We start from the raw sequence: 26,996 nt of genomic DNA, 5'->3' as shown, positions 1-26,996 counted from the left end.
GGCTCTGCGTGGCTGCCGCCTTGCATTGCAGCAACCCCCTTCCTTCGACGGGCAGAGGCTTACTTGCTGTCGAGCGAGAAGATGCCATCCCAGTCCTCCGGGGGAGGCCTCTGGATCAGAGCGTCGCACCGTGCGGCGAACCGCCGCGAGCACCCGTCCTCCGGGGAGTCAAGAAAGGCGGCGCGAGCCTCGACGAAGCGGCGAGCTCGGTAGAGCGCGAGGCCCTGCGCGAAGCGCTCCACATGCGCTGGGGGCGCCGTGCCTGCCACCCCGAGGAGCTCGAAGACCCGGACCGGCTGCTGCTTGCCCTTGACTCGCAGCCAGTCGAGCTCGCGCGCCACAATCCTGTCTCCGGCGGCAGAGACCGTGTCCTCGGCGACCAGGGTGCGGGTGCCGTAGGCCTTCGAGGCGCCCTCCAGGCGTGAGGCGAGGTTCACCGAATCTCCGATGACGGTGTAGTCCTGAGCCATGCGCGAGCCGATGTTGCCCGCAACGCCCTGGCCCGTGTTGATGCCGATACGGCAGGCGATTCGCGGCAGCCCCTGCGCCTCGAGACCGGGAGCGAGCCTCTCCACCAGCGCCACCAGATCAAGCGCGGCCAGGCACGCGCGCACCGCATGGTCCTCCTGAGGCAGCGGCGCGTTCCAGAAGCACATGATGGCGTCGCCGATGAATTTGTCGAGCGTCGCGCCGTGCCGGGTCAGCACCTCGGTGGCCTGCTCGAAGTAGGTGTTGAGCAGGCCCACCATCGCTTCCGGGCTGAGCTGCTCGCTCATGGAGGTGAAGCCCACCAGATCGCAGAAGAGCACCGTGAGCACCTTCCGTTCACCGCCTGGTGCGGCCTTCTCCGGATGCTTGATGAGTTCGTCCACCACCTGGGGCGCGAGGTAGCGCTTGAACAGGCCCTTGATCTGATCCCTCTGCCGCAGGCCGCTCACCATCTCGTTGAAGGACTGCGCCACCCGGCCCACCTCGTCCGCGCCGCGCACGGGGACCTCGACGGAGAGATCCCCCAGCCGGACCCGTCCCGCCGCGGCCTCGAGTTGGACGAGCGGCGAGGCCATGCTCCGGGCCATGAAGACCGCCACCGCCAGGGCGCTGAGCGCCACACCTACCGCCGTGGGTACGAGCCACCGCTGGAAGCGCTCGAGGACGGGGGTGATCTCCGCGTCGAAGTCGCGCAGGACGAACACCTGGCCGATGTGGGTTCCATCCACCCCGAGCAACTCGCCCGCGCGCGCCAGGTAGTGCGTGCCGCCGATGTCCAGGTCTCTGGCCCGCCCGGCCTGGAAGCCGCGCTCGTCCAAGCCGACCACCGTGGGCAGCCGGGTCGCCAGGGCCCCGTCCCCAGCGCGCAGGATGAAGCGGGCGCGGGTGTCCGTGGCCGGGCTCGGCGCGGCACGCGGCGCCGACGGCTCCTCGAGCAGGAGATCGCCAGCCCACTGCCCCGAGAGCACCACGCCCACCTTCTCCCGCCGGGAGCCGAAGGCGGGTTGCGCGTGGACCAGGAGCAGATCCCCGGGGCGGATCTGCTCCGGAGGCACGAAGGTGAAGGGCAGGCCGCGCAGCTGGCTAGCGGACCAGAGCGCGGAGGTGGGGCCTTGCCGCAGCGCCGTGTCGAGCAGGGGGAGGGAGACGGGGGCCTCTCCCCACTGCTCCGGCGAGGCCCGGGTGTAGACCAGGCGCCCGTGGGCGTTGAAGAAGGCCCAGAGCAACGGGCCGCCGCGGCTCCAGCCAAAGGCCTCGGTGTCCGCGGAGGCGATGACCTCGCGGGCGCTGAGGATGCCAGCGGTCTCCGAGCCCACCTCGCCCAGCCCGGCCTCGGCATCCGAGGAGTTCACCGAGAGGGACATCTCCTTGAAGGAGCGATCCAGCGTGCGTGCCTCCGCCACGTCGCGGATGCGCTCCTGGCTCGCCTGGGCCAGCCGCTGGAAGGACTCCAGGGTTCGCTCGAGATCGCTGGCGATCTTCTGCTTCGCCGCCGCCCTCACCGCCAGAGTGGTGAGCAGCAGCGCCGTGACGAGCGATGCGCCAGCGAGCGCCATGAAGGCGAGGATGAGCTTCCGGGCGAGCGACATCGGCGGCACGATAACCGCCCACGCGCTGGCCCGCGAGCCTAGTCGCCCTTTGTCCCAGCGTAGTCGGGCCGGGGGACGTAGGGCTTGCCGTGCTTGTCGAGGTGGGTGTCGCACTCTCGCGCCTCCTCGAGCTGCAGCGTCACGGTGCTGGTGCGGCCGGGCTCCACGTGGACCTCCCCGCGCGCGATGTCGCTCTTCTCGGTGCTCCGGTGCACGGCGAAGAGCGGGTAGCGTCCGGGGGGCACGTTCCGCAGCACGAAGCGCCCTTCCTTGTCCGTGAGGGCGAAGGCGCGGTTGGGCACCACCACCAGCGTCGCGACCATCGACTCATGGATGTCGCAGTAGATATCGATGATGCCCGTCTTGTTGAATGTCTCGACGTACTTCTCGCCGGGGCGGTTCTTGCCTGCGTCGAACTTGCGAGCGACCGAGCGCGAAAACACATTGTGGAGCACTCGATCCTGGTTTTCGAACTCCACCTTTTGTCCCGCGACAATGGGGAGCACCGAGGGGGTGAAGCTCTTGTCGCGTTGGCCCATGCGCGCCACCTCGGCGGGGGGGGGCTCCGTGTAGCCGGTGATGTACACCACCACGCCCGAGCGGTCCTCCTTCGGCCGCGACTTGCCGTCCGGACCCGCGATGGAGATGAGCACCTCACCCTGCACACTGCCTGGCTCCGCCCGGGCCAGCGGCGCGGCGAGCAGGAGCGTTGCGAGGAGGGACGTTAGAGCGCGACTGCCCATATGAGCCTCGGCATGAAGCGGGGAGTTTCGGGGTAGAGCGAAGTCAGCCCGACCAGCGTGCCGACAGTCACCCAGGTCCGTCCAAACGTCCAGGCTACGCTCGGGCCGATGAAGAGGTGCGGTTGCTGCTCCAGCCCTCCGAGGGCGAATTCTCCGAATGACTCGAGCGACACCTGGAGCTCGTCCGGAATCACGGGGTAGGCGAGCCCGGCGGAGCACATCCCGAGCACGCGGACCGGCCCCTCGTCGCCGCGCAGCGCGGGGATGCCCAGTTGCGCGCCCAGGTTGAGCACCGCGCGCAGCCCGCCTTCCCACTGGTACGAGCCGACGAGCTCCGCGTCCACCCGCGAGGGGTTCGCCGTGTGGATGGCCTGGTGCCAGGCCAGGCGGACGAGCGGCTGGAACGCTCGCTCGTCTCCGCGGGGGAAGAGTCGGTAGCGCAAGTCCGCCTCGAAGGAGTCGAGCGCGGTAAGGCTCTCCGTGGAACGCACCTGGAAGGGGAGCGCGAGCTCGAGCCGTTGGCTCAGCCCGAAGACGGGCGCCCACCAGACCCAGTACACCGAGGGCCGCTGAGGGAAGGCGGGCGCACGGCCCCTGGCCCATAGCCATTGCTCGAGCTCGAGATCCCCTTTGGGGGCGATCTCGGTGTCATACGCCCAAATGAAGGGGCGGCGTCCCGCTTCCACCGGACTGGCCCAGGCCAGAACCACGAGGTACGCGGTCATGGCCGCCCAACGGGCTGCGTGCATTCGAGCTCCTTGCCCCCACCCATCAGGGCGCCTGCCCCTGTGACTATCGCATAAGTCGTGCGTCTGCTCCTGCTCTCCGGCGCTCTCACCAGGACGCTCGTGCTCCCCCTTACTTCTCGGGTGAAGCTCGAGCCACGGGAACCACCCAGCGCAGTGGGGCAGCGAGCGTATGGAATTCGGTGAGCTGGACCCGCTCCGGGCCAACGCGGTGGCCATCGGGTGTCTTGAGCTCCAGGACGTGCTCTCCCAAGGGGAGCTCGATGAGCATCGGTGCGTGGCCTCGGCGCTGGCCGTCGATGATGACCTCCGCGCGCAGTGCCCCCTCTCCTCCCACCGTCAGTGCCCCCGAAGCTCCCCGCGCGGGGCTCGCCTGAGCACGGACCGGTCGCTTCGAGGGACTCTCCTCTTCTCGCGGGGCCGGGCGCGTCACGGGGGCCTCCGCCGGAGCGGGTGGCGGGCTCTCCCCTGTGACAACTTCCTCCTGCTCCGGGGGGGGCTGCGTGGGGGCGAGGGCTGAGACTGGCTGCACCATGGGCATGGGCGGCTCGTCTCTCCGCACGAGTCTCCAGGGGCTTGCAACTCCGAGCCATCCCAGGCCTCCCAGCGCAAGCACGGCGAACCATGGCCACCGCCGCCGCTGAGGCTTCTGCTCCATCCGAGGAGGAGGCGTGGCGGGGACGGCCATTGCGCTCCCGGGAACTGGCGCCAGGACCCCGCCGAGGAGCTGCTCCACCTCCTGGAAGGAGCCGGCCCACCCGGAGACGCGGCGAGCCCGGGCTTCCTCCTTCTCACGGACCCGAGCCACCCACTCGCTCAGCAGCGCGCGCCCTGATCGGGTGCTTCGGGCCACCAGCACCTTGTCGGTGGCCTCGGCGAACTCCGCTGCGCTCTGGAATCGCTGATGCCTTGCCCTCCGAACGGCCCGTGCGATGAGGTCCCGCACCTCCACCGGGAGCGTGTCTGATAGCTCCAGCTCCTTGCCTGCCAGCAGATCCGCCATCCGCTCCTCGCCCGCGAGCGGGCTGTGACCCGTCAGCAACGCGTGCAGCACGCACCCGAGCGCGAAGACATCCGAGCGTCCATCCATTTCTCCTCGCGTCACCTGCTCCGGCGGCATGTACGCCGGCTTGCCCTTTGTGAACCCCGCCAGCGTCCGCTCCTGCCTGTCTCTTGCCAGCGCGATGCCAAAGTCCGCCAGCTTCACGTCCCCTGTCCACGACACGAGGATGTTCGAGGGGCTCACGTCTCGATGTACGATCCCCAGCGTCTGCCCCGCCCCATCCCTTGCCTCATGGGCATACTGCAACGCATGAGCCACCTCGGTGCACACGTGCAGCGCCAGCTCGACCGGGAAGGCCTCACCTGCCTCGAGCCCTCGCTGCCTCAGCCGCTCGGTGTCGACTCCATCCACGTATTCGAGCACCTGATAAGGGGTGCCCTCCACCACGCCATAGTCGAGAATGGACAGGATGTTGGCGTGATGCAATTGGCTTGCGATTCGCGCCTCGTCGAGGAACATCCGAGCCTGGGAGGGATCCTGTTCATGCTCGGCGATGAGCCGCTTGATGGCCACCCGCCGCACGAACCCTCCTTCCCCCTTTGCGCTCGCCTCCCAGATCTCACCCATCCCGCCCCTGGCGAGTTGTCGGATCAATCGATAGCGGCCATCCCACTCCACGCGTTCACTCCATCCCTGGAGGGTCTCTGTTGAGCAAGTCTCGGCCTTCAATATACCGCCGTCGCGGGTTGCCCTTCCCCAGGAGCTGCTCTGTCTTCTCGGCGCTCCTGGGGCTCTGGAGCGCTGCCTCCTTCGCGGCCGAGCCCGCGTCCAGTCTCCCCTCGATCACCCTCTTCGTCGTGGGCGCACCCGAGGCTCGCGCCTCCGTCCACGAGTGGGTCCAGGAGCGGCCCACCGGGTTGCCTGTAACGCTGCGGCTGGCCGAGCTTCCCACAGTTCCCCCCCAACCCGGTGGAGATCCCCAACTCCTGGAACTCGAGCGGCACTTGCAAGAGGCTCGGCGGCACTACATCAACGCCGAGTTCGCCGACTGCCTCGAGGTCATTGGAAATGAAGGGGTGCTCCCCAGGAGCCTGAGCCAGGGGCACCGTCAGATCGTTGCCCGATGGCTCCTCTGGCAGGTCGCTTGCCATGTGGGGATGAGGCGCGAGGAGACAGCCCTCCAGGTGGCTTCGGAGCTGGGGGTGCTCGGGTTGGAGCTGCCCGAGGACATCGGTGTACTGCCTCCCGAGGTAGGACGAGTGCTCGTCCACGGCGCGGAGGAAGGTGCGGCGCGGGCACATACTACGCTGCATGTCACGTCCGACTTCGGACCCGCTCGGCTCTCCCTGGATGGGCGGCCCGGTGTTTGCGTCGCCCCATGCTCAATCGATGTCCTGGAGGGACGGCACGTGGTTCGCGTCGACGCGGAGGGGAGACAGTTCGCGGTCCAGGTCATCTCGGCCAAGGGGCCCGAGCTCCCCGTGGCCTTCACCACGCTGCCTGCCTCGCCCGAGCTCGCCGCCAGCCAGTGGGCAGCACACTACGGTGCGTCCTCGGCGAGCCTGGACTCCGCGGGCTCGCTGCGCCTGCTCTCCACCGCGCTGCGGGCACCTCGGCTCGTGCTGCTCACCGGCGACGCCGAGCGCGCTGGCTATCGGCTCAGGGGGACGCTGGCCATCCAGGGGCTCGCGGCGGCGCGGACAGAACGCCAGGCGGAGAGGAAGGCGCTCCATGGGGCGGTGGAGGGTGTCTTGAGGGATCTGCTCGTCCAGGGGCATGTCGTCGAGCCAGCTCCGGCCCTCTATCGGCGGCGGGACTTCTGGATCGCCGTGGGGGTGGCCGCGCTCGTCGCCGGTGCGACCACCACCGCCCTGCTCTGGCAGCGGCCTGTTCGAACGGAGGTGGGGTTTTGAGAGAGTTCATCCTCGAGGGGCTTCTGGCCTTGATGCTGCTCACCGGGTGCAACGAGGTGCGGCAGGTGCGGCTCACGTTCGGAGAGGAGGGGGAAGGGCTCGATGGGTTCTTGTGCCGGGAGGACGACGGCACCTACCTGCTCTCGCGGGCCGTGCCCGCTGGGGGGGGGACCGTGCCCTCCTCGCTCGTCATCGACTTCGTCCGCCTTGGAGGGTTGCCGGGGTGCCGCTCGGGCCAGCTCATCCGCTGGTGCGCGGACCACGACTGTTCCCTGATACCCGAGCACCGCGTCTGCATCCCCGCCCCATTGCCGGACATCACCGACCTGCCTCGCCCCGAGGCGCGGGAGGAGATCCGCCAGGCGCTGCGCAACCTTTCGGGTTCGTCCGTCTCCACCGAGGCGCCGGAGGAGTTCATCATCGTTCGCGCCGTCGCGACGCTCCAGACGTGCGACGTGCTCGCGGCCAGTGGTGGCGCCTTGCCGGCGATGGATGAGGAGGCGTTGGTGGGGTGTGCGTATAGCTGCCCCGTGGAGCTCAACGCCATCGAGGGGGATGTGTATCTGGGCTTCGACACGCTCACCGAGCAGTGCGCCCAGGGGGTGCGCGTCTGCTCCTAAGGGGATCTGCACTGGAGACCCTGAGCCTCAGCGCAGGTGGTGTCGGTGGAGAAGATCGATCAGGTAGCTCCTGTCCATCTGTGCCAGGCGCGCCGCCAGCGAGACGTTGTTCCCCGCACGGTCCATCAGCGCCTTGAGGAATTGGAGCTCGAAGTCCTCGAGCACCTTCTGCCGCGCCTCGCGATAGCTTCGCTCCAGGGGCAGGGCCACCGAGGGTACCGGAGGCGATGAGGCCTGCGTGGCGCTGGCGCCTCCCGCCACGTGCTCCAGGGAGGGGGGCTCGCCCATGGCGAGGATGGCCTCCACGTAGTTGCGCAGCTCTCGCACGTTGCCCGGCCAGCGATGCGCCTGCAGCGTGGCCATCAGCGGCGGTGGTACTAGCGCCGACAAGAGTCCCGTGTACCCGGCCTCGTTCAGGAAGTGCTCCACCAGAAGGGGGATGTCATCCACGCGTTGGTGGAGTGGGGGCACTTCCAGCCGCACCACCGCGAGCCGGTAGTAGAGATCCAACCGAAACGTATTGGCGTTGACCTCGGCTCGGAGATCCCGGTGGGTGGCGCTGATCACGCGCACGTCCACGGACAACTCCTCGCCGCCTCCGAGCCTCCGGAAGCGCCGCCGCTCCAGCACTCCCAGCAGCGCCGTCTGGAGGGCAGGGGACAGCTCGCCGATCTCGTCCAGGAAGAGCGTGCCGCCCTGCGCCCGCTCGAAGACGCCAAGGTGACGGCGATCCGCCCCCGTGAAGGCGCCGCGCTCGTGGCCGAACAGCTCGCTGGCGACGAGCCCGGGAGAGATGACACCACAGTCCAGCGTCACGAAGGGCTTGTTCGCGCGTGGGCTCTCGTCATGGAGGGCACGGGCGATGAGCTCCTTGCCCGTGCCAGACTCTCCCTGGAGCAGCACGGATGCGTCCGTCCTGGCCGCCCGGAGAATCTGCGCCATGAGCCTCCTCATCGGGGCGCTCTGGCCTCGTAGCGGCCCCAAGGCACCAGACTCATGAAGGGAGAGAGTGCGGGTGGGCCCATCCCCCACCCGCAGCGAGGTCCTCCCGAGTGTCAGGACGGTCCCCGGAGCCACCGTGCCGCGCTCGAGGAATGCGGTGCCTGCCGCCGTGCTGTTGGTGGAGCCGAGATCCGTCACCGCGACTCGATCTCCCTTTCGCGAGAGCTCCAGGTGGTACCGGGACACGGTGGGGTCCGTCAGACGCAACTCATTGCTCTCTGCTGTCCCCACCGTCACTGTCTCGCCGTCCGCGAGGTGGGACAGGCCCTGATCCGGCCCCCCCACGACTTCAATGGTCAGCGTGCGGATGGGGACCCCTACTGGGCGATCCGGGCGCGTCGTTCCGCTGGACATGGCCCGGCAAGCTAGCACAGGGCCGAGTGTTGGCGGTCCCCAGAGGGGTGTTGGTCACTGCCTACAGGCTGTACCCGGCAAGCGGGGCCTTTCCGAGTGCCCATCCCTTCGCTCGGCGCGCTGGTACGGCCGTTGCGTATGCCCCCAGCCGACCCACGCATCACCACCTCAGAGGTCCATCATGAAGAATCCTGTGCGGTCCCTGTCATCCAGCATGAGTCACGGAGCCAGGCGGAGGTATGGAGTCATCGGTTCGCTCCTCTTCCTCCTCGCGAGCGCGTGTGGCGGGTCGGACACCGGCGGTCCCGACACGGGCGGTCCATCCACCGGCGGGCCGGACGTCGGTGAGCCGAACGTCCCCACGTGTCCCAATAGCGCCGATAACGGCGTGTGTCTCAGCAAGGTTCGGTTGACCTACCTCAACCTGCGCTACGACCTGAGCCAGCCCGTCTTCGTGAACAATCGTGTGCCCATCCAGTTCGGCGTCACGTCGACGAGCCTCAACCCCAATGCGCCGGCCACCCGCAACGTTGCCGTCAGCTTCAGTTTCATCGAGGCCCACCCCGCCAACCCCGCCGAGCCGATCGAGTGCGCCTCTAGCGCCGCCGACATCGCTCTCGTGGGCAATGGCCAGGAGCAGCTCTTCGACGGCTTCATCTGGCCGACCACTCTGTGTGGGGCGCTGGTCGGGAAGGCCGTGAACCTGCGCGTCACCTTCGACGGAGACGAAGCGGGCACTGGCATCGACTACCCGGCGGTCTCTTTCACCGAAGCGGCCCGAGGCGCGGAGCTCAACCAGACGTGCCGCAGCGTCGCTGATCCGTCGGCGCCGGAGCTCCATCGGGGCTGTGTCTACAACGTCGACATCCAACCGACTCCGAACGACGGGAGCAGCAACCTCATCGACGTTCGCTACGAGTCAATGGAGCCAGCCTCCTCGGTAGCCATCCTCCCTGCGGCCGACTCCTCCAACGCGGAGGTACTCGCCCCCAGCCTGGTCGTGCAGTCGACGCTCGTCGTCAACGGCCGCGACCCCTACATCTCGGGGTTGGCTCCGGAAGACGTGCCACCGGAACTCGAGGCGAGCGCTCCGGGGATCACCGAGGATCTCCAGTTCGGCCACGCGCCCGCGGAGCTCGGGACCCTCACGGCCATGCCCGGCCGCGCCACGCTCCGGTACGAGATTGCGCCCGCTGGAACGCAGAGCGGCTGGCTTCCGCTGACGGTGGGGGATCCGAACTCGGAACTCGGCCGCGTCCATGAGGTCGTCATCGAGCGGCTGCTTCCCGGCACTCCGAACATGTTCGCCCATGAGCTCTTCGCCGAGGCGGAGACCCGCGCCGCGCTGAGCGAGAACGGCGAGTGGGCCGACGTCAGCGATTTCTCGGTGCGTGGGTGCTTCACGGCCTCCTTCGCGCAGGAGGGCAACGCGGGAGAGACGGACACGAGCGACTGCCGCGTGTTCCCCATCGTGCTGGTGCGGGAGATCCCGGACTCCTCCGCCGCGACGGCGATCGCATTCGACCAGCAGTTCAGCCGGAAGCTCGGGAGCGAGGATCGGATGAGCATCGCGGTGCGGCTCACGACCCAGAACAGGCTCGACCGGGCCGGTGCCTCCAGCCGCATTGAGGGTGAGGTCGAGCTCGAGGGCAAGCTCGGGCGTTCCTACTCGGTGACCATCGCGCGTGCCGTCGGGCAGGCCACGCTCGGCGTGGACCCGGGAGAGACGGGCTACGAGATCGCGGTCGACGCGTTCAACCAGCGCATCCACAGCTTCTCTCAAAGCGCTCCCTCCCTCGAACACGAAGAGGAGTTCTCGGCGGCGAAGTCGTTCTCGCTTCCGAATCTCGGCTTTGGCTTCGGCCCTGTGCGCGTCGGCTTCAAGATCAGCCTGGGTGGCGAGGTCGGCTTGACGACGAACGACAGCCTCTCGGTCTCGACGGACACGGCACGGTGCTCGGACCTGCTCCGGAGCGAGGATGCGCTCGGCATGTGCGGGGCGATCTCACGGACGATCACCCCCGGGTTCAACTTCACCGCCTCGATCGAGGGCGGCATCGACATCCGTCTCGTCAAGGCGGCCGTGGTGGCTGATCTCGAGCTCATCAACACCGACTTCCCGCTCCAGGCCTCGCTTGCCTTTGGCCAGCGCGACAACGGAAACCTGGTGGTGCTCGGCAACGCCAACTGGGAGCTCGGCATGCAGCTCATCCGTGGAGACGTCTCGATCGTGGGCCGTGTCGGGATTCGCCGCTTCAGCCGCACCCTCCGTGTACACCTCTTCAGCTTCAGCTCGCGCCGCTTCACGCAGACGCTGCTCGACCGCTCGATGGACGTTTCCGAGGTGCTCGAGTGAACGGGCGAATGAGCGGCGTCGCGGCGGGGCTCGGGCTCGCGGCGATGGGGCTCGTGGCCGTGATGTGGGAAGACGTGACGGGAGGGGCGACGTCATCCGTGTCGCATGGCTCGATGGAGCTCCAGAAGCCCACGCCGGGCACTCTCGAGTGCGGCTTCAAGAGAGGGGAGACCGTGGCGTTCGACTTCGCGTCCAGTGCCACGCTCGACGCCCCCTCCTTCGCGGGGGAGGGAGACTCCTTCCGAGGCCTCTTGAGCTGGGTCGTCGTCGAGGAGGCTCAACGGGGTCAGCCCGCCCTCCTGCGAGCCTCCGTGAGCTCCGTGCGCCTCGACCAGGCGCTCTCCCAGGAGCGGGTGAACGCCGCGGAGCTCGTGGACAGCCCCTTCTATCTGCGAGTCGATACGACGTGCCGCTTCGCCGGCATCGGCTTCTCGCCACGCTGGAGCGGCGCGAGCCGGCGCCTCGTGAGCACGCTCCTCGCGGGCGTCGAGTTCGTGCTGCCGGGCGACGGCTCGACACACTGGAGCGCCGCGCAGCACGATGGGGTGGGCGCATACACCGCGGAGTACAGGCGAGACGCTTCGGGTCGGGGCATGGCCCGCATCATCCGCACCAAGCCGCGCTATGAGCTCGACGACACGGCCCGGCGCCTGGGGCTGCGCGTGCAGGTGCTCGGAGCCAGGGCCGAGGCGGACTTCGACTCCGAGCGCGGTGGCTGGGCTCGGCGCGTGGAGGGCCAGGAGACGATCCGCATCCATTTTCCTGGAGAGGCCCCGCAGGGCTTCACGCACCGCTTCCACCTGAACCGCGAGGACGCGCGCTTTGTCTCAGTGAGCGAGTCGGTGGCGCCCGGTGAGGCGGACTTCGCGGAGGTCTTCCAGTCTGACCCGAGGACGCCGTCCCCCGAGGATCCAGCGCTCGTGGCGCTCGATTCTGGCGCGGCGCGTGCCCGTTTCCTCGCCTTCTTCCGCGAGGGAGGGAAGGAGGCCGTGTTCCCCGCCGCGCGCTTCCTGGCGGGATGGCTCCGCGCGCACCCGCGGGAGAGCGCACTGCTGCTTGCCGACCTGAGGCGCGGCGCCATCGACGAGGCGGCGCACTCCGCATGGTTCCTGGCCTTCGAGTTGGCGGGCACCGAGCAGTCCCGGCAGGTGCTCGCGGACGCGCTGGTCAGCAGGGGCCTCTCGGAGCTTGATCGCAGCCGGGCGGCATCCGCGTTGGCCGACCACGGCGAACCGTCGCGGCGAGCGGCGGACCTGTTGCTCTCCCAGGCCCGGGAGTCGGACTCGCCCATGGTCGCGAACGTGAGTCTGCTCGGGCTCGGGAGCATGGCTGGGCGCACGCGGCCCGGTGACCCGCTGCGCGACGAGCTACATGCCGCGCTGCGTGGAGAGCTGGAGCGCGCCGCGGGTAGCGACGAGGAACTCGCTGTCCTGGATGCCATCGCCAACAGCCGTGACGACTCGTTTCGTGCGGAACTCGACGCGCGGCTGCGCACGGGGCCTCCCTCCCTGAGAGGGCGCGCGGCCGAGGCGCTCGGACACCTCTCTCCAGGAGTGGCCCGGCCACTCCTCGTCTCCCAGCTCGAGAACGAACCGAGCGCAAGGGTGAGCACCGCCATCCTTCAGAGCCTGAGCCAGATGGCTCCAGGAAAGGAGCTCGACCTGACGCAGGCCGAGCTGGCCCTGGCGGGGCAGAAGCTCGCCAGCTCCACGAACGCGGAGGAGCGCGCTGCCGTGATCGACTGGGTAGGCCGCGCCCGCCGCCAACTCGAGGCTCGTCGCGTCCTGGCTGCCCATTTCCCTCGGGAGCCAGACGTCCACCTCCAGCAGCGCATCGGTGCGTTCGTGGCTCCCGGGGAGCTGCGCGAGTTCATGCGATGAGCCCCTCGAGGACACGAACCTTCGTGCCATGCCTCGCGTTCATGGGGCTCGTGGCGTGCGCTGGGGGGGACTTGCCTCCCCGCGCCTCCCTCGAAGAGGGAGAGGCTTGGATCACGGCGGAGCCCGTTGCCTTCGGCGCGGGCGGGCTCACGCCGGTCCTCTCCGTGCCGCCGTTCGATGGGGAGTCAGTCTCTCTATGGGCGAAGAGCGAGCCGGGCACATGCTTCGCGCTCGCTTCCCTCGATGACGCCCAGGGCCGGACCTGGGTGAGCCAGCGAGAAGCGGGCCCCTATTGCACCGATTGCAGGGTGCGCACCTCCCTCGCGCAGGAGGAGGCGTTGATCGTGCTCACCGGCGGCGAAGGCTTCGCGCCCGGCGAAGGCTTCGCCGTGCGTTTCGGGCTGATGGACTGCGAGACGCTCACGCCCACCGGGACGGGAGGCGAGTCTCGGCTCCAACTGGCATGGTTGCCGCGCCAGAGTATTCCGGAGCGCGGGCACCTCTCGTTGCGCTTCCTGGTGTCCCAGCACTCCATGCTCTTCGGGCAGCCCGATCGACAGCGCGAGTTGCTGGAGCGCTTGAATGACGAACTCGAGGAGGTGGGTCTGGAGGTGACCCTGGAGGCGGCCGCCGAGCTCCCGGACGCGCCGTCGGAGACGCGCTTCTGGACGACGCAGCTCGCCGGGCTCTCTGCCCTGCTCGAAGGCGCGCCGCCCGCGCTGGACACAACGGTCGATGTCGTCTTCGCCGGGTGCCTCCGGTACGACGATCCCTTCTTCGGACCTCCGGAGCCGGTCAACGGCTTCACCCCCCGCGTGGGTGGGGGCGTTGGCCCCGCGTCGGCGGTTTTCATGCCTGGCCTGCGTTGCGACTCCTTTGGCGGAGGCCCGGCCTCCTGGCCGCTCGGCACCTACGCCCATGTCATCGCGCACGAGCTGGGGCATTTCCTCGGCCTCTACCACTCCGTTGAGACTGACGGCACGGCTGACCTCCTGAGTGATACGAATGAACAGAACATCATGAACCCCAACCCAAGCCGCGTTGGCGCGCGGGGCTGGAGCCCCTCCCAGAGGCGACAGATTTTGAGTCATCCCTGGGTTCGTTCGAGCTTGGCTCCGCGTCCTCGAACGCCATAGGTGGGCCGAGCCACCGCGAAACACCAGCGCCATGCCGACGAACATGCCCCGGCCGTAGGCTGCGTCCAGTGCCACGATACGGCTTGAACTGTTGGCGGCCCCCTTCAGGGTGTCGGTGACTCCCTACAGCTCACAGGCGACTATCAAGGCACCCAGGCCACCTCTTCCCTGCGGCAGGTGCTCGGCACGTTGCTTGCTGTGGTGGGGGCTCGCTAACCGCGAAGGAGCGAAGATGGCCAGGGTTCAGTTCATCGCGTACCAACTGCAGACCGCCGCGAGTGGAGACATGGCTCGGCAGGACTATCCGGGTCTCGTCGACCAGAAGCGCGACATCGAGGCCCGCTGCAAGATCCTCATGGATGCGGTCGATGCCACCGTGACGAACAGCAAGGTCGACTCGACGGCGAAGAAGATCTTCGCCGCCCCCGAGTTCTTCTTCCGCGGTGGCAGGGGTGGCGTCTACGACGTCGAGAACCTCTCCTACCTCAGCGAGACAATGGACACGTACCTGTCGGTCGATAAGTACGCCCGGTGGACCTTCGTGCTCGGCACCGCGCTGGCCGCGATGCCGGTATCGGGGGGGCGGACAGAAATCCTCAACGTCGCGCTCATCCGCCGTGGCGGAGCGAGGCTCACCGGCACCCGCGCCCGCTCGGATGAGTCGAACGTGCTGTCTGTGGGCAGCTCAGAGACCCGGCTCGTCTACAAGGAGTATGTCTCCGCGATCGACTTTCTCGGGCCGCACTTCGGTGACGCGGCGACCTTCTTGGGCGCCGGCGCTGGCGCCGCGCAGGCGAACGTTCGCGGCGCCACCGGCACCCTGATGCCGACCTCCGGCGCCCGGCCCACCGGTGGCGTCGCGCACACCGCGATGGCAAACCTCTATAACCAGGTTCATCACTGGACTCCGTCGGTCAAGCTCCGGGTGGAGCTCGCCAGCCGGGTGGCCGCGGGAAATATGACGCGGGAGGAGATGGTCCGGATCACTACACCCGTCACCTTCACGCCGAGCGAGGAGAGCCGCTCCGGTCTTGGCGGCGGCTGCCGCTTCACGATGGACGGGCTCGAGTACACCGTCGAGATCTGCCTGGATCACTTGAAGCAAAGGGCCGCGGGGCTGACGCCCGCCGACATCCACCTCGTCACATCCTGCGGCATGACTCCGAAATACGGCAACCTCAAGGTCAACGGCCTGTTCTTCCAGGTGGACGGCATCTCCGACAGCGAGGACCGCGCCTGGGCCCTTCAGTATACCGGCGCTGGCTTCAACCCGTTCGAGCCCATCGCCACCATCAACATGGCGAGCCAGCGCCGCTGGAACCGCTGGGTTGGTGAGGGCACCAACCTCTTCCAGGAAGGCCGGGGCCAGGTGCTCGTGTTCCCCGTGATGCAATCCCCCTGAGCCGGCGTCGCATGCTCCTCGCCGCCGCGAACCTTGCCGCGCTCGCCATGCTCAGCGCCACTCCCGAGGATGCCCCGGTCACGAATGCGATGACCCGTGCCGCGCCACCGGGCCGCCAGGCGGCCGGCGTCACGGCGACAGGAGTGCCATTCGGACCGCGAGCGCCACCAGGTCGTCGCGCTGCCGCGCGGGCGTGGGCATCCCTTTGACCGAGCCGTCCAGGCGCAGGATGGCGTAGCCGTGGAGCGCGGACCAAAGGCCAAGCCCCCGAGCCTTGAGCACCGCGGGCTCGCGGCCGACCGCGCCTGAGCGGGCGATGCGATCGATGATCCCGCCCATCGCCCGGGCACGCAGCTCGTCCAACTCGACGAAGCGCTCCACGTCATAGAACAGCCGCGACATCATCAGGCGGTAGCACCCGGCGTTGGCGAACGCATAGTCGAAGTACACCTGCGCGCAGCGCGTGAGCTGAACCTCGATGGCGAGCTCCTCGTCGACCGCTTCGAGGCGCTCGATCAGTTCCTCCCATCCTACCCTCGCGCAGGCGGCCAGCAGACCGGGCTTGTCGCCGAAGTGATGGTACGGAGCCCCCGAGGACACCCCAGCGCGTCGGGAGACCTCACGGATGGACAGGTCCTCGGGGTGATCACGATGCAGTAACTCCAGCGCGCACCCCACGAGGTGAGCGCGAGAGTCATCGTGCGATGGCTTGGTGGGCACCCTCCGAGATTCCACGTGAATGCGCACCGGTCAAGAAGCCCTTGAGGGCGCCTCGCATCCGAGCTAAGCACTGCTCAGTTTTGACTGAGCAGTGCTCAGTCAACTGTCCTGGACTTCCCACCGCCGACGTCCCACGAGAACCGCGACATGTCGATCTCGACTCATTCCGTCCCGTTGCCCCGGCACTACCCAGAGTTCGTGAAGACCCTGCCGCGCCTCGAAGGCCGAACCATCGCCATCACCGGCTGCACCAGCGGGACGGGGCTGGTGGCGGCGCGGACGTGTGGTGAACTCGGGGCACGCGTCTTGATGCTCAATCGCCCGTCGGAGCGGGCGGATCACGCTCTAGCGGTGCTGCGAGAGGCGGGAATCAACGCGGTGCTGGTGCCTTGTGATCTGCAGCGCTTCGAGAGCGTGCGAGCGGCGGCTGGGGCCCTCGAGCGGACGTGCCCCGAGGGCCTGGACGTCCTGTGCAACAACGCCGGGGTCATGGGCCTGCCGGATCGCGCGACGGGCGATGGCTACGACATCCAGATGCAGACCAACCACCTGTCGCACTTCTTGTTGACCTCCTGGGTATGGCCACTGCTGGAGGCGGCAGCCGCGGCCCGCAAGGAGGCCCGGGTCGTCAACCAGTCGAGCGGGGCCCGCCGTGGAGGGCCGTTGCGCGCGGACCACCTCGCGGCCAACGGGGGCAAGCTCGGTGGGGACGGCTTCCCGGGGCTGGACAAGTGGCGTCGATACCAGCAGTCCAAGCTGGCCAACTTGTTGTTCACCTATGCCTTGCACGATCGGATCTCCGCGGAGCGGCCGGCCAGCGGCGTCAAGAGCTTGTGCGCGCACCCGGGCCCCACCCACAGCGACCTGCAGGTCAAGACCACCCGAGATGGCGGCACGCGGTTGATCGACAAGCTCATCTTGTGGCGGACCCTACGGGTCGCCCAGGCCGTGGAGGACGGCGCGCTGGGGCTGTTGCGCGCGGCGTGCGCGCCCGGAGTTCGCAGCGGCGAGTTCTATGGCCCCGTGGGGCGCGGACAGCCCGGGCCGGCGGAATTGCTGCCCCCCGAGCGGGATCCCAAGGCGGAGCGCCTGCTGTGGGACGCGAGCTTGTCGGCGACCGGCGGGGTCGACTTCTTCTCCCCGAGGTAGCTCAGCGCGCGACTCAAGGAACTGCTCTCCTCAATCCTGACTTTGGTTGAGAGCTCTCAATGCGTTCACGGCCGGATCGACGAGGCTCGTGCGAGTGTTGGCGCTGAACAACATGTTTCAGGGTGATCCGTCCGCGAGACGGGACGGCCAGTCCGCGGCCGTGGACTGGCCTTGAGGAGAGCCGTTGGCGCAAATGCCTGTTTTCACAGGCGCCCAGCGTTGGCCCGCCGCGTGCTCCAGGGCGGGGCAGCCGCAGGGGACCTGCGGCCGGAGAACGCATGGTGCGTTCCCCATGCCGAGGAAAGGTACGTCAGATGTCCAACATGATGGAGCTGACCGGATTCGATCTCGACGAGCCTGAGCGCCCCGCGCTGTCGCCGGAGCTGGCGTTGCTGGAAAAGCGCTACAACCTGGCCGCCGCTCGATGGTTTCCCAAGGGCACGAACGTGAAGGTGACGCTGCACGAGGAGAACGGCGAGGTGCTGATGGACATCAAGGGCGTCCCCGTCGATCAAGTCCATGTGCTGGTGGATGTGCTGACCCGCCCGCTGCCTGGGACCCCTGACGCGCTGGGGCCTCAACTGCCGTTGCCGATCCGGCCGTCATGACCTTCGGGCTGTGATTCACGGCCCCGCGTTCCCGAAGTTCGGGGACGCGGGGCTTTTTTGGGGCCTTGCCTCTTCGGGGCTCAGGAGTGCTTGCGCCGGGCCCCCACGCGTCCGAGCAGTGACAGCAGCAACAAGCTGAACGCCGAGGCTCCGGCGCCCGTGTCACTGCAGCCGCAACCACTGTCATCCTCTGGGTCTGGGTCGGAGGGGCTGTCGTCGACGCAGACGCCGCCCTGGCAGGACTGGCCGTCGCCGCACTCCGGAGTCGCACTGCAGAAGGTGTCGGCGTGGTTGGGGTCGGTCTCGCCCGGATCGATCTTGCCGTTGTGGTTGGCGTCCTCCTCGCTGTCCTTGCGCCCGTCCTTGTCCGTGTCCGCCAAGAGCGGGGACGTGCTCGTCGCCGGGTCCACGTCAGCGATGAAGGATCCCTTGGAGGTGTCGGTGTTGGCATGGGCCGAGGCGACCGCCATCTCCGTGCCGTCGAAGAGGCCATCGTTGTCGCTGTCTGGGTCGAGAGCGTTTACCAGGCCGTCACCGTCGGAATCCTCCGAGGGACTCTGCTCGTTGCCGTCGAGCACGCCGTCATCGTCCGTGTCCGCGTCATGGGGATCGGTTCCCGTTTGGAATTCCGCCAGGTTGGAGAGCTTGTCGGAATCCATGTCGAGCGAGCCATCGCCCGGCTGATTCGGGTTGAGCCCGTGGGCGACTTCCCACTCGTCGGGCAGGCCATCTCCGTCGAAGTCCGTGGCGACCGTCACTGAGGTAGTAGCGCTCAGGCCGCCCAGGGTGACCTTGACGGTGTTGGAGAAGGTCCCGCTCTTGGCGCCAGCGGTGAAGATGCCCGAGGCATCGATGCTGCCTCCCCCATTCACCACCTCCCAAGTGGTGGGGAGCGAGGTCACTACATTGTCGAGTGCGTCGAACGCCTTGGCGCTCAACGCGATCGTCCCGTTCACCGCGACGGTCGGGTTGAGCGGAGAGAGGGCTACACGCTGGATACCGCCCGCAGCCACGACGACGGACGCGGTACCCGTCACCCCATTTGCCGTGGCCACCACACTGTCCAGATAGGTACCGGTCACCTGCGTGGCGGTGAAGAGTCCGTCCTGGGAGATGGTGCCGGCGCCATTCATGACGGACCAGACGGGAGTGATGGGCACCGCGTTGCCGTCAGTGTCCTGGCCCTGGGCGCTGAACGAGCGCGCGCCTTGAGGCTCCACAGTGAGGGAGGCAGGGGACACGACGATGCGTGCCAGAGCGCTGGCGGAGATCGTCACGTCGGCCGAGGCGCTCACGCCGCCCAGAGTCGCGGTGACAGCGGACAAATAGGAGCCCGCGGCGGTGCCGGCGGTGAAGAAGCCCGTGGCATCGATGGAGCCCGCGGTAGCCGGGAGGACCGTCCACGTTGGAGTGCCCGGGACGGTGTTGCCCCAGGAATCGGTCGCGGAGGCGGTGAATTGCCGGGTGCCACGCACTGGCAGAGTGACGGAGGCGGGTGCCACCTCCAGGTTGTGAACTGTGCCCGGGTTCACCGTGACAGAGGCCGTCGCGGACAAAGAGCCGCTGGAGGCCTTGACCGTCTGTGCGAAGGAGCCGGCGACGGTGCCCGCGGTGAACAGGCCTGCGGCGTCGACGGAGCCACCCCCGTTGGCGATGCTCCAGGTGATGGAAACAGGCACGGTGTTGCCGGCCGAGTCCTTGCCCGTGGCGGTGAACTGCTGGGTGCCCTTGATCTCGAGCGTCGCGCTGGCAGGCGTCAGCTCGATGCTGGCCAGGGCACCCGGCTGAACCGTGACGGTGGCGAAGCCCGAGAGCGTGCCGTTGGAGGCTCGCACAGTGTTCGTGAAGACGCCCGGAGTCGTGCCCGCGGTGAACAGGCCGGTGGGGTCGATGGAACCGCCACCGTCGAGCACGCCCCAGGTGACGGAGACGGGGACGATGTTGCCAGCCGAGTCCTTGCCGATGGCGGTGAACTGCTGGGTGCCGTGGATGGACAGGGTGGTGTTGTTGGGCGTCACCTCGATGCTGGCCAGAGCGCCCGGCTGAACCGTGACGGTGGCGAAGCCGGAGAACGTACCGTTGGTGGCCTTGAGGGTGTTGGTAAACGTTCCCGGGGTAGTGCCCGCGGTGAACAGGCCACTCGCGTCAATTGAGCCGCCGCCATTGACGACGCTCCAGGTGACGGAGACGGGCACGGTGTTGCCGGCCGAGTCCTTGCCCGTGGCGGTGAACTGCTCGGTGCCATTGATGGGCAGGGTGGCGGGGCTGGGGGTCACCTGGATGCTGGCCAGCGGGCTCGTGACGGTGACGGACGCGGTCCCGGACAGCGTGCCGCTGAAGGCCCGGACGGTATTGGTGAAGGTGCCCGGAGTGGTTCCCGCGGTGAACAGACCGCTGGAGTTGATGGTGCCACCGCCGGTGGTCACGGCCCAACTGACGGGCGCGGTGGGCAGGGGGTTGTTGCAGGCATCCTTGACGTTGGCCGTGAACTGCTGGGTGCCATTGATCTGCACGGTGGCGTTGGAGGGAGAGACCGTGACCGACGCGGCCGCGCCGGGCGTGAGCGTCACATCCGCCGAGGCTGACTTCCCGTCCGAGGTCGCCGTCACCGCGGCTGTATACGTACCGGGTGTGCAGTTCGCGGTGAACAGGCCGCTCGAGTTGATCGAGCCCGCCGCACTGGTTGCGGACCAGGTGATCGGGAACGGGAGCGGGTTGTTGGAGGAGTCATACGCCGTGGCGCTGAACTGCTGCGTGCCTTGCACGGCCAGGGTGACGGGCGACGGAGTCACGGTGACGTACGCGACGCGCACCGGAGTGTAGGGGAACGCGCCCAAGTCCGTTCCATCAGAGGCGATGTTCCGGCACGGAGAGCTCTCCTGGAGATTGAAATTGGTGCTGGAAACGAAGACGGGGTTGGCGGAGATGCTTCCTGTGCCCGCGGTGACGCTGGTGTAATTGGTGGTCTGGTTCCAGACGTCGTTGTGGTGGACCGCGCGAGCGGGAGAGGCGGTGCTGTCGAAGTAGATGCCGTACTGGCTGTTGGAGGTGATGATGTTGTCGTAGATGTTGGCGGCGCCGGTGAAATTGAAGACTTTGATGGCGCCGTAGATGTTGTTGACGACGGTGTTGTGGATGAGGTTGATGGGCGCCCGGATCTGCAGGGCGAAGTAGCCTTGAGTGGTGGCGCCGCAGTTGCGCACCACGCTGTTGGTGATGGTGGTGGTACCGGCACCGTACGAGGAGTAGAAAGCCTTGCTGCAGTTCGCGATGGTGCCGTTGGTGAATGAGGCGGTGCCGCTGTAGACGCCCAGGCACTGGAAGCCGCCATTGAGGGTTGCGTAGTTGAAGTTGGCTGTGCCCCGGACGGTGGTGCCGAACCCGCCGGTACCGGTGATGGTGACGGGAGAGGTGCTGGTGCCCTCTGCGTTCAGCGTGCCATCGACGAGGAGCTCGACCTGGCTCGGTTCCTCACCTGCGAGCATGCCGTCGGTGGAGGCGAAGGTGAGGCTGGCTCCCGGAGCGAGAGTGAGGGTGACGCCGGGCCGGATGGTGAGGTCACCCGCCAGGGTGTTGGCGCCAGTGAGCGTCTTGTTGGCGACGAGCGCGCCCTGAAGGGACGTGGCGGGATCCCCGGCGTACGCGAAGGCGCCGAGATCCGTACCGTCCGAGGCCATCAGCCGCGCCGGAGAGTATTCGGTGATGTGGAAGTTGGTACTGGAGACGAAGAGGGGGTTGCCGTAGACGCTGCCAGTGCCCTCGGAGACGTTGGTGTAATCGGCGTTGGGATGGTTCCAGACGTCGTTGTGGTGGACGGCGCGCGTGGGAGAGGTGGCATTGGTGAAGTAGATGCCGAACTCACCGTTGGAGGTGATGATGTTGTCGTAGATGTTGGCGCCGCTCCCGGATGAGGAGACCCTGACGCCGCCGTAGTTGTTGCCGGTGATCGTGTTGTGGATGAGGTTGATGGACGCCCCAATCTCCAGGGCGAAACTGCTTGCGGAAGGGTTGCCGCTGTTGCGCACCACGTTGTTGGTGAAGGTGGTGGTGCCGCCCGCGGTCCCGAGCGCCGTGGAGCAGTTCTGGAGGGTGCCGTGGGTGAAGGAGAGGGTTCCACTGTAGACACCCAGGCACTCGAGGCCGCCAGTGATGTTGGTGTAGTCGAGGTTGGCCCAGCCTTCGATGGAAACACCGTAGGCGTTGGTGGCGGTGATGTTGATGGGAGCGGCACTGGTGCCTAGAGCGTAGAGCGAGCCGACGACGATGAGCTCGACCTTGCTGGTGTCGTTGCCCGAGTGCAGCGAATCCGTCGAGGAGAACGTGACCTGGACTCCCGGCTCGATCGTCAGAATCACCCCCGCGGGCACGGTGACGTCGCCCGTCAGGACCCACGGATTGCCCGCAGGCGTCCACGTCGTATGGCTGGGAAGGGAACCGCTTACGGTGGTAGCCAGTGCGGCTGCGGGGATGAGCGTGAGAAGGAGAGCGAGAAGGCGCGGCGTGGACATGGGCCCCTGTTGGCGAGAATGCAGGGGCAGATTGCATCAGTGACCCGTGAGATTGGATCCGGGTAAACCAGCATCGCGGCGGATCACTCTGAGTGAGAGGATTTGTGCTCTGAGAGCCTCGGGTCTTGGATACGTAGAATCCCTGATGTTTCAGGCCGGTGACGCTCGACCCACCTCGCCCAGAAGGGCAGCACCCAGCCGATCAGCATGAGGTACGCCACGGACTCGGCGCTCGGTGGCGGCGGGCCGAATACGAAGCCCAGGTACATCACCACCAACGTGCCCACCAGGGAGCCGAGCGCAATCCTTCCCGAGCGGTCCGCGGCTCGGGTCGTCGAGGCGTACAGCCACACGCACCCCGCGAAGAGTGACCCCTCGATGACCATCGTGCCGAGGAGCGAGTACCACAGCCCGAGCCCTACCTTCGGGCCTCCCGAGAGGAGCACAGGCACGTCCGGCCGGTGCGTCACCGCGTCCAGAACCCAGTGGCTGATCACCAACACAGCGAGGATGAGAGCTCCACGTCCATCTCTGCGCCACGCGAAGTAGGGCAGGGCCATGAGCACGGCCCAGCCCACGGCGGCCAACAGGCTGTGGCTGTAGGGCATGTTCACCAGTTCCAGCGTGAGGAACCCGGACTCTCCCGGCAGCACTCGCATCTGCTCCCAGCCCAGCAGCACCAGCAGGGGGAAGACCAGATCGAGCAGGAAGGGCGCCGTGAGCAACAGAGACAGCGGCGTCCGAGGTGCAAGGCGTTTCGCGGCGAATCCGAGAGCGAAGTGTCCGAGGAGCATGGTGAGTACCTGGGAGGGCTCATAGCCTAGCCTCCGTGCAGGCAGGGGCCCAACCTCGCGTCAGGCCTCCAGAGGCCCGATTGAGCCTGCCGACAAGCGGAGCTTCGTGTTAGGGCTTCGCCCCATGAAGCGCCTGATGTCCCTGCTGTTCCTCCTCCCGCTCCCCGTTCTCGCGCAGGCCGTGCCCCTGTCCACCCCCTCGGAGAAGGCGGCGGCACAAGTCATCGATGCCAACATGCTCCGAGGTCATGTGCGCTTCCTCGCGCACGATCTCCTCGAGGGCCGCGGGCCGGGCACGCGCGGCGATGCGCTGGCTCAGGCGTACATCGCCTCGCAGTTCGAAGTGCTCGGGCTGAAGCCGGCCGGCGATGAGGGGACCTGGTTCCAACCGTTCGAGCTCGTGGGCATGAACGGCCACCCCGACACGCTGACCTTCTCCGCTCCTTCCGGGCGCATCGATCTCCAGTTCCATGACGAGTTCATCGCCGTCTCCGGAGTGCAGGAGCCCGAGGCTCGGCTGGATGAGTCGGAGCTGGTCTTCGTGGGCTACGGCATCGTCGCTCCCGAGCACGGCTGGGATGATTTCAAGGGGATGGACATGCGGGGCAAGACGCTCCTCATCCTCAACAATGATCCGTCGGACGATCCGGCCCTCTTCGCCGGCCGCACGCGCCTCTGGTACGGACGCTGGGACTACAAGTACGAGCAGGCGGCGAAGGTCGGCGCCGCGGGAGCCATCATCCTCCACACCACTCCGAGCGCCGGGTACCCCTGGCAGGTGGTGCAGACCTCATGGACCGGCGAGCAGTTCGAACTGCCTGCCACCGCCGGTTCCAGCCTCCAGGTGAAGGGCTGGACCACCGAGGATGCCACGCGGCGCATCGTCCGCCTCGGGGGACGGGCACTGGAGGCGCTCATCGCCTCGGCCCAGAAGCGCGAGTTCCAGCCCGTGCCACTTGGCGTCAAGGTCTCGACGCGGTTCGCCAATCAGGTGCGGCGCCGGCCCACCGCCAATGTGCTGGGCCTGCTGCCCGGCAGCGATCCCAAGCTCACGCAAGAGGTGGTGCTCTACACCGCCCACCACGATCATCTCGGCATGAAGGAGAACGCGAATCCCGGCGAGGACGCCATCTACAATGGTGCGCTGGACAACGCCGCGGGCGTGTCGGCCCTCCTCTCCGTGGCGCGTGCCTTCCGGGCCCTGCCCAAGCCTCCGCGCCGCTCCATCCTCTTCGCCGCCGTGGCCGCCGAGGAGCAGGGGCTCCTGGGCTCGCAGCATCTCTCCACGCACCTGCCCGTGCCCGCCGGCCGCATCGCCGCCAACATCAACATCGATGGCTTCAACATCCTCGGCCGCACGCGAGACGTCACCGTCATCGGCCTGGGCAAGTCCAACCTCGATGCCGCCATCATCGGGCTGGCCAAGGCCCAGAGCCGCACCGTGAAGGCGGACCAGCTCTCCGACCGGGGCTTCTTCTACCGCTCGGACCAGTTCTCCTTCGCCCGGCTCGGCATCCCCGCGGCCTATTTCGGCAGTGGCATGGACTTCATCGGCCGCCCGGAAGGGTGGGGCAAGCAGCAGCGCGAAGTCTGGGAGGCCCGGCACTACCACCAGCCCTCGGACGAACTGCGCCCGGATTGGGATTTCAGCGGTGCCGTGGAGGACGTGGGCCTTTTCTTCCTGCTCGGCGCCCATGTCGCCCGTGCTCCCGAGATGCCTCGCTGGAACAAGGGGGATGAGTTCGAGGCGGCCCGGCGTGAGTCCCTCGAGGCGGTCGAGTTCCTGGAGGCGAAGGGGGCAAAGTAGCCCCGCGTCCGTTCGCTGTCGGGCAGGCGTGCAGGAAGTGCCAGCCTGCCCGGTTCCGGGGTGTTAAATGACGGGGCCATGGCGGACTTCGAGATTCGTAGCGAACACCAGCCGCAGGGCGACCAGCCGAGGGCCATTGCCGAGCTGACCGCGGGCCTGCTGCGCGGGGACCAGTACCAGACCCTGCTGGGCGTCACCGGCTCGGGCAAGACGTTCACCATGGCGAACGTCATCGCCCACGTGAAGCGGCCCACTCTCATCATCGCCCACAACAAGACCCTGGCTGCCCAGCTTTACGGCGAGTTCAAGGAAGTCTTCCCGAACAACGCCGTCGAGTACTTCGTCTCCTACTACGACTACTACCAGCCCGAGGCCTACGTCCCCTCGTCGGACACCTTCATCGAGAAGGATTCGTCCATCAACGATGAGATCGAGCGGATGCGGCACTCGGCTACCCACAGCCTGCGCATTCGCGATGACGTGATCATCGTCGCCAGCGTGTCCTGCATCTACGGCCTGGGTACCGCGCGCTCCTACGTGGACATGGCCATCACCGTGAACCAGGGCGCCGAGCTCGGTCGCGATGCGCTCATGCGCCGCCTGGTCGAGGGCCAGTACGAGCGCAACGACTTCGATTTCCACCGCGGCACCTTCCGTGCTCGCGGCGACACCGTCGAGGTGTTCCCCGCCTACGAGGAGGAGCGCGCCGTCCGCATCAGCTTCTTCGGCGACGAGGTGGAGAAGATCACCGAGTTCGACCCGCTGCGTGGCCTCACCCTGGGCTCGCTGGATAAGATCGTCATCTTCCCGGCCAGCCACTACGTGACAGAGGTGGATACCCGGAAGCGCGCGTTGCAGACGATCCGCGACGAGCTGGCCGAGCGTCTCAGCCTCTTCAAGAAAGAGGGCAAGCTGCTGGAGGCCCAGCGCCTGGAGCAGCGCACGATGTTCGATCTCGAGATGATCGAGCAGGTGGGTTTCTGCAACGGCATCGAGAACTACTCGCGCCACTTCTCGGGCCGCGCCCCCGGCGAGCCGCCCCCGTGCCTCATCGACTACTTCCCGCGCAACATGCTCATCCTCATCGATGAGAGCCACCAGACCATCCCGCAGATCGGCGCCATGTACCGCGGCGACCGCTCGCGCAAGGAGACGCTGGTGGACTACGGCTTCCGCCTGCCCAGCGCCCTGGACAACCGGCCGCTCAAGTTCACCGAGTTCGAGGGCATGGTGCAGCAGGCCGTCTTCGTCTCGGCCACTCCCGCCGAGTACGAGTTGCAGAAGAGCAGGGGTGTCGTGGTGGAGCAGATCATCCGCCCCACCGGCCTCATGGATCCACCCGTCGAGGTCCGTCCCGCCGCCAACCAGGTGGACGATCTGCTGGAGCATGTCCGCGTCCGCGTCTCTCGCCAGGAGCGGGTCCTGGTGACCACCCTCACCAAGCGCATGGCCGAGGACCTCACCGAGTACTTCACCGACGTGGGCGTCAAGGTGCGCTACCTGCACTCGGACATCGACGCCATCGAGCGCACCGCCATCATCCGCGACTTGCGCAAGGGCGTTTTCGACGTGCTGGTGGGCATCAACCTGCTGCGCGAGGGCCTGGACATCCCCGAGGTGTCCCTGGTCGCCATCCTCGACGCGGACAAGGAGGGCTTCCTGCGCAGCCACGTCTCGCTCATCCAGACCATCGGCCGCGCGGCCCGCAACCTGAACGGCCACGTCATCATGTACTCGGATCAGATGACCGACTCCATGAAGCTGGCCATCGAAGAGACCAACCGCCGCCGCGACGTGCAGCGCAAGTACAATGAGGATCACGGCATCACTCCACGCTCCGTCAAGAGCGCCATCACCGATCTGGCCTCGCAGTTCTACGACGCCGACCCCATGGCCCTGCCCATGGCCGCCGATGCCGCCAACGATCTGCTCATCCCCAAGGAGATCAAGCGCCTCATCGAGGAGTACACCAAGGACATGCAGCGCGCCGCCGATGAGATGGAGTTCGAGAAGGCGGCCCAGTGCCGCGATCGCATCCTCCTGCTCAAGGACATGGACCTGGGCCTCAAGCCGCCCAGCCGCGCGCTGCTCGCCGCCCCCGTGAAGCCTCCTGAGAAGGACGTGCCCATGAAGGGCCGCAAGGGCCACGCCGCCAAGGGCCGGAGGAGGCGCTAGCC

General features: G+C 67.5%; 18 protein-coding genes. 10 read left to right on the top strand and 8 right to left on the bottom strand.

Features of this window, described 5'->3' with window-relative positions; genetic code table 11:
- Window positions 1–59 precede the first annotated feature (59 nt).
- The 4 genes from KY501_RS31425 to KY501_RS31410 all read right to left on the bottom strand — a co-directional run bounded on the left by KY501_RS31425 (window position 60) and on the right by KY501_RS31410 (window position 5,248).
- Entirely contained in the window at window positions 60–2,078 is a 2,019-nt protein-coding gene (locus KY501_RS31425; protein WP_224367322.1) for an adenylate/guanylate cyclase domain-containing protein, read from the bottom strand.
- A 38-nt stretch (window positions 2,079–2,116) separates the two neighbouring features.
- Entirely contained in the window at window positions 2,117–2,821 is a 705-nt protein-coding gene (locus KY501_RS31420; protein WP_224367321.1) for a carboxypeptidase regulatory-like domain-containing protein, read from the bottom strand.
- Window positions 2,803–3,570 (bottom strand): hypothetical protein, encoded by a 768-nt coding sequence (locus KY501_RS31415; protein WP_224367320.1) that lies wholly within the window; start codon window positions 3,568–3,570, stop codon window positions 2,803–2,805. Before KY501_RS31415 ends, KY501_RS31420 begins: the two co-directional genes overlap by 19 nt.
- 109 nt (window positions 3,571–3,679) lie before the next feature.
- The gene (locus KY501_RS31410) at window positions 3,680–5,248 is read right to left on the bottom strand and encodes a serine/threonine-protein kinase (protein WP_224367319.1); all 1,569 of its coding nucleotides are present in this window, start codon (window positions 5,246–5,248) and stop codon (window positions 3,680–3,682) included.
- A gap of 68 nt (window positions 5,249–5,316) precedes the next feature.
- Here KY501_RS31410 and KY501_RS31405 point away from each other — a divergent pair, with 68 nt between their 5' ends.
- Entirely contained in the window at window positions 5,317–6,483 is a 1,167-nt protein-coding gene (locus tag KY501_RS31405; RefSeq protein ID WP_224367318.1) for a peptidase associated/transthyretin-like domain-containing protein, read from the top strand.
- On the top strand, window positions 6,480–7,103 hold the full coding sequence (locus KY501_RS31400; RefSeq protein WP_224367317.1) for a hypothetical protein: 624 nt from the start codon (window positions 6,480–6,482) through the stop codon (window positions 7,101–7,103). The genes KY501_RS31405 and KY501_RS31400 overlap by 4 nt, the downstream gene beginning before the upstream one ends.
- Before the next feature lie 27 nt (window positions 7,104–7,130).
- On the opposite strand, the gene KY501_RS31395 is transcribed toward KY501_RS31400, so the two are convergent.
- Window positions 7,131–8,459: an FHA and sigma-54 interaction domain-containing protein gene (locus KY501_RS31395; RefSeq protein WP_224367316.1), complete on the bottom strand. Its 1,329-nt coding sequence runs from the start codon at window positions 8,457–8,459 to the stop codon at window positions 7,131–7,133.
- Between the two features lie 181 nt (window positions 8,460–8,640).
- Here KY501_RS31395 and KY501_RS31390 point away from each other — a divergent pair, with 181 nt between their 5' ends.
- The 4 genes from KY501_RS31390 (at window position 8,641) to KY501_RS31375 (ending at window position 15,233) form a co-directional block, all read left to right on the top strand.
- Window positions 8,641–10,815: a hypothetical protein gene (locus KY501_RS31390; protein WP_224367315.1), complete on the top strand. Its 2,175-nt coding sequence runs from the start codon at window positions 8,641–8,643 to the stop codon at window positions 10,813–10,815.
- An 8-nt stretch (window positions 10,816–10,823) separates the two neighbouring features.
- Window positions 10,824–12,695 carry a hypothetical protein gene (locus tag KY501_RS31385; RefSeq protein ID WP_224367314.1) on the top strand — a complete coding sequence of 624 codons (1,872 nt, stop codon included), beginning with the start codon at window positions 10,824–10,826 and terminating at the stop codon, window positions 12,693–12,695.
- A gap of 71 nt (window positions 12,696–12,766) precedes the next feature.
- Entirely contained in the window at window positions 12,767–13,831 is a 1,065-nt protein-coding gene (locus KY501_RS31380; RefSeq protein WP_224367313.1) for a zinc metalloprotease, read from the top strand.
- Between the two features lie 232 nt (window positions 13,832–14,063).
- Complete coding sequence (locus tag KY501_RS31375) at window positions 14,064–15,233, top strand: hypothetical protein (protein WP_224367312.1); 1,170 nt, start codon at window positions 14,064–14,066, stop codon at window positions 15,231–15,233.
- A gap of 129 nt (window positions 15,234–15,362) precedes the next feature.
- On the opposite strand, the gene KY501_RS31370 is transcribed toward KY501_RS31375, so the two are convergent.
- Complete coding sequence (locus KY501_RS31370; protein WP_224367311.1) at window positions 15,363–15,953, bottom strand: TetR/AcrR family transcriptional regulator; 591 nt, start codon at window positions 15,951–15,953, stop codon at window positions 15,363–15,365.
- A 147-nt stretch (window positions 15,954–16,100) separates the two neighbouring features.
- On the opposite strand from KY501_RS31370, the gene KY501_RS31365 reads away from it, so the two are divergent.
- A complete protein-coding gene (locus tag KY501_RS31365; RefSeq protein ID WP_224367310.1) occupies window positions 16,101–17,102 on the top strand; it encodes an SDR family NAD(P)-dependent oxidoreductase in 1,002 nt (333 codons plus the stop codon).
- Window positions 17,103–17,416: 314 nt separating this feature from the next.
- Window positions 17,417–17,710 carry a hypothetical protein gene (locus KY501_RS31360; protein ID WP_224367309.1) on the top strand — a complete coding sequence of 98 codons (294 nt, stop codon included), beginning with the start codon at window positions 17,417–17,419 and terminating at the stop codon, window positions 17,708–17,710.
- Window positions 17,711–17,790: 80 nt separating this feature from the next.
- Here the strand turns inward: KY501_RS31360 and KY501_RS31355 are convergent, their stop codons facing one another.
- Both KY501_RS31355 and KY501_RS31350 read right to left on the bottom strand, forming a co-directional pair.
- A complete protein-coding gene (locus KY501_RS31355) occupies window positions 17,791–22,218 on the bottom strand; it encodes a beta strand repeat-containing protein (RefSeq protein WP_224367308.1) in 4,428 nt (1,475 codons plus the stop codon).
- 83 nt (window positions 22,219–22,301) lie between these two features.
- Complete coding sequence (locus KY501_RS31350; RefSeq protein ID WP_224367307.1) at window positions 22,302–23,012, bottom strand: metal-dependent hydrolase; 711 nt, start codon at window positions 23,010–23,012, stop codon at window positions 22,302–22,304.
- A gap of 124 nt (window positions 23,013–23,136) precedes the next feature.
- Between KY501_RS31350 and KY501_RS31345 the strand changes: the two genes are divergently transcribed.
- Both KY501_RS31345 and uvrB read left to right on the top strand, forming a co-directional pair.
- Window positions 23,137–24,819, top strand: a complete 1,683-nt coding sequence (locus KY501_RS31345) for a M28 family peptidase (RefSeq protein WP_224367306.1) — start codon at window positions 23,137–23,139, stop codon at window positions 24,817–24,819.
- Window positions 24,820–24,897: 78 nt separating this feature from the next.
- The gene (gene uvrB / locus KY501_RS31340; RefSeq protein WP_224367305.1) at window positions 24,898–26,994 is read left to right on the top strand and encodes an excinuclease ABC subunit UvrB; all 2,097 of its coding nucleotides are present in this window, start codon (window positions 24,898–24,900) and stop codon (window positions 26,992–26,994) included.
- Window positions 26,995–26,996: the final 2 nt, after the last annotated feature.

The organism is Hyalangium versicolor (genome assembly GCF_020103695.1).
Taxonomy (GTDB): domain Bacteria; phylum Myxococcota; class Myxococcia; order Myxococcales; family Myxococcaceae; genus Hyalangium; species Hyalangium versicolor.
Note: the sequence above shows the minus strand (reverse complement) of the source record. Positions and strands in the feature narration are given on the sequence as shown.

Excerpts from the sequence above, each read along its gene's own strand:
- KY501_RS31425 (WP_224367322.1), bottom strand. The coding sequence starts at position 2,078 with ATGTCGCTCGCCCGGAAGCTCATCCTCGCCTTCATGGCGCTCGCTGGC.
- KY501_RS31420 (WP_224367321.1), bottom strand. The coding sequence starts at position 2,821 with ATGGGCAGTCGCGCTCTAACGTCCCTCCTCGCAACGCTCCTGCTCGCC.
- KY501_RS31415 (WP_224367320.1), bottom strand. The coding sequence starts at position 3,570 with ATGCACGCAGCCCGTTGGGCGGCCATGACCGCGTACCTCGTGGTTCTG.
- KY501_RS31395 (WP_224367316.1), bottom strand. The coding sequence starts at position 8,459 with ATGTCCAGCGGAACGACGCGCCCGGATCGCCCAGTAGGGGTCCCCATC.
- KY501_RS31390 (WP_224367315.1), top strand. The coding sequence starts at position 8,641 with ATGAAGAATCCTGTGCGGTCCCTGTCATCCAGCATGAGTCACGGAGCC.
- KY501_RS31385 (WP_224367314.1), top strand. The coding sequence starts at position 10,824 with ATGAGCGGCGTCGCGGCGGGGCTCGGGCTCGCGGCGATGGGGCTCGTG.
- KY501_RS31375 (WP_224367312.1), top strand. The coding sequence starts at position 14,064 with ATGGCCAGGGTTCAGTTCATCGCGTACCAACTGCAGACCGCCGCGAGT.
- KY501_RS31365 (WP_224367310.1), top strand. The coding sequence starts at position 16,101 with ATGTCGATCTCGACTCATTCCGTCCCGTTGCCCCGGCACTACCCAGAG.
- KY501_RS31360 (WP_224367309.1), top strand. The coding sequence starts at position 17,417 with ATGTCCAACATGATGGAGCTGACCGGATTCGATCTCGACGAGCCTGAG.
- KY501_RS31355 (WP_224367308.1), bottom strand. The coding sequence starts at position 22,218 with ATGTCCACGCCGCGCCTTCTCGCTCTCCTTCTCACGCTCATCCCCGCA.
- KY501_RS31350 (WP_224367307.1), bottom strand. The coding sequence starts at position 23,012 with ATGCTCCTCGGACACTTCGCTCTCGGATTCGCCGCGAAACGCCTTGCA.
- KY501_RS31345 (WP_224367306.1), top strand. The coding sequence starts at position 23,137 with ATGAAGCGCCTGATGTCCCTGCTGTTCCTCCTCCCGCTCCCCGTTCTC.
- uvrB (WP_224367305.1), top strand. The coding sequence starts at position 24,898 with ATGGCGGACTTCGAGATTCGTAGCGAACACCAGCCGCAGGGCGACCAG.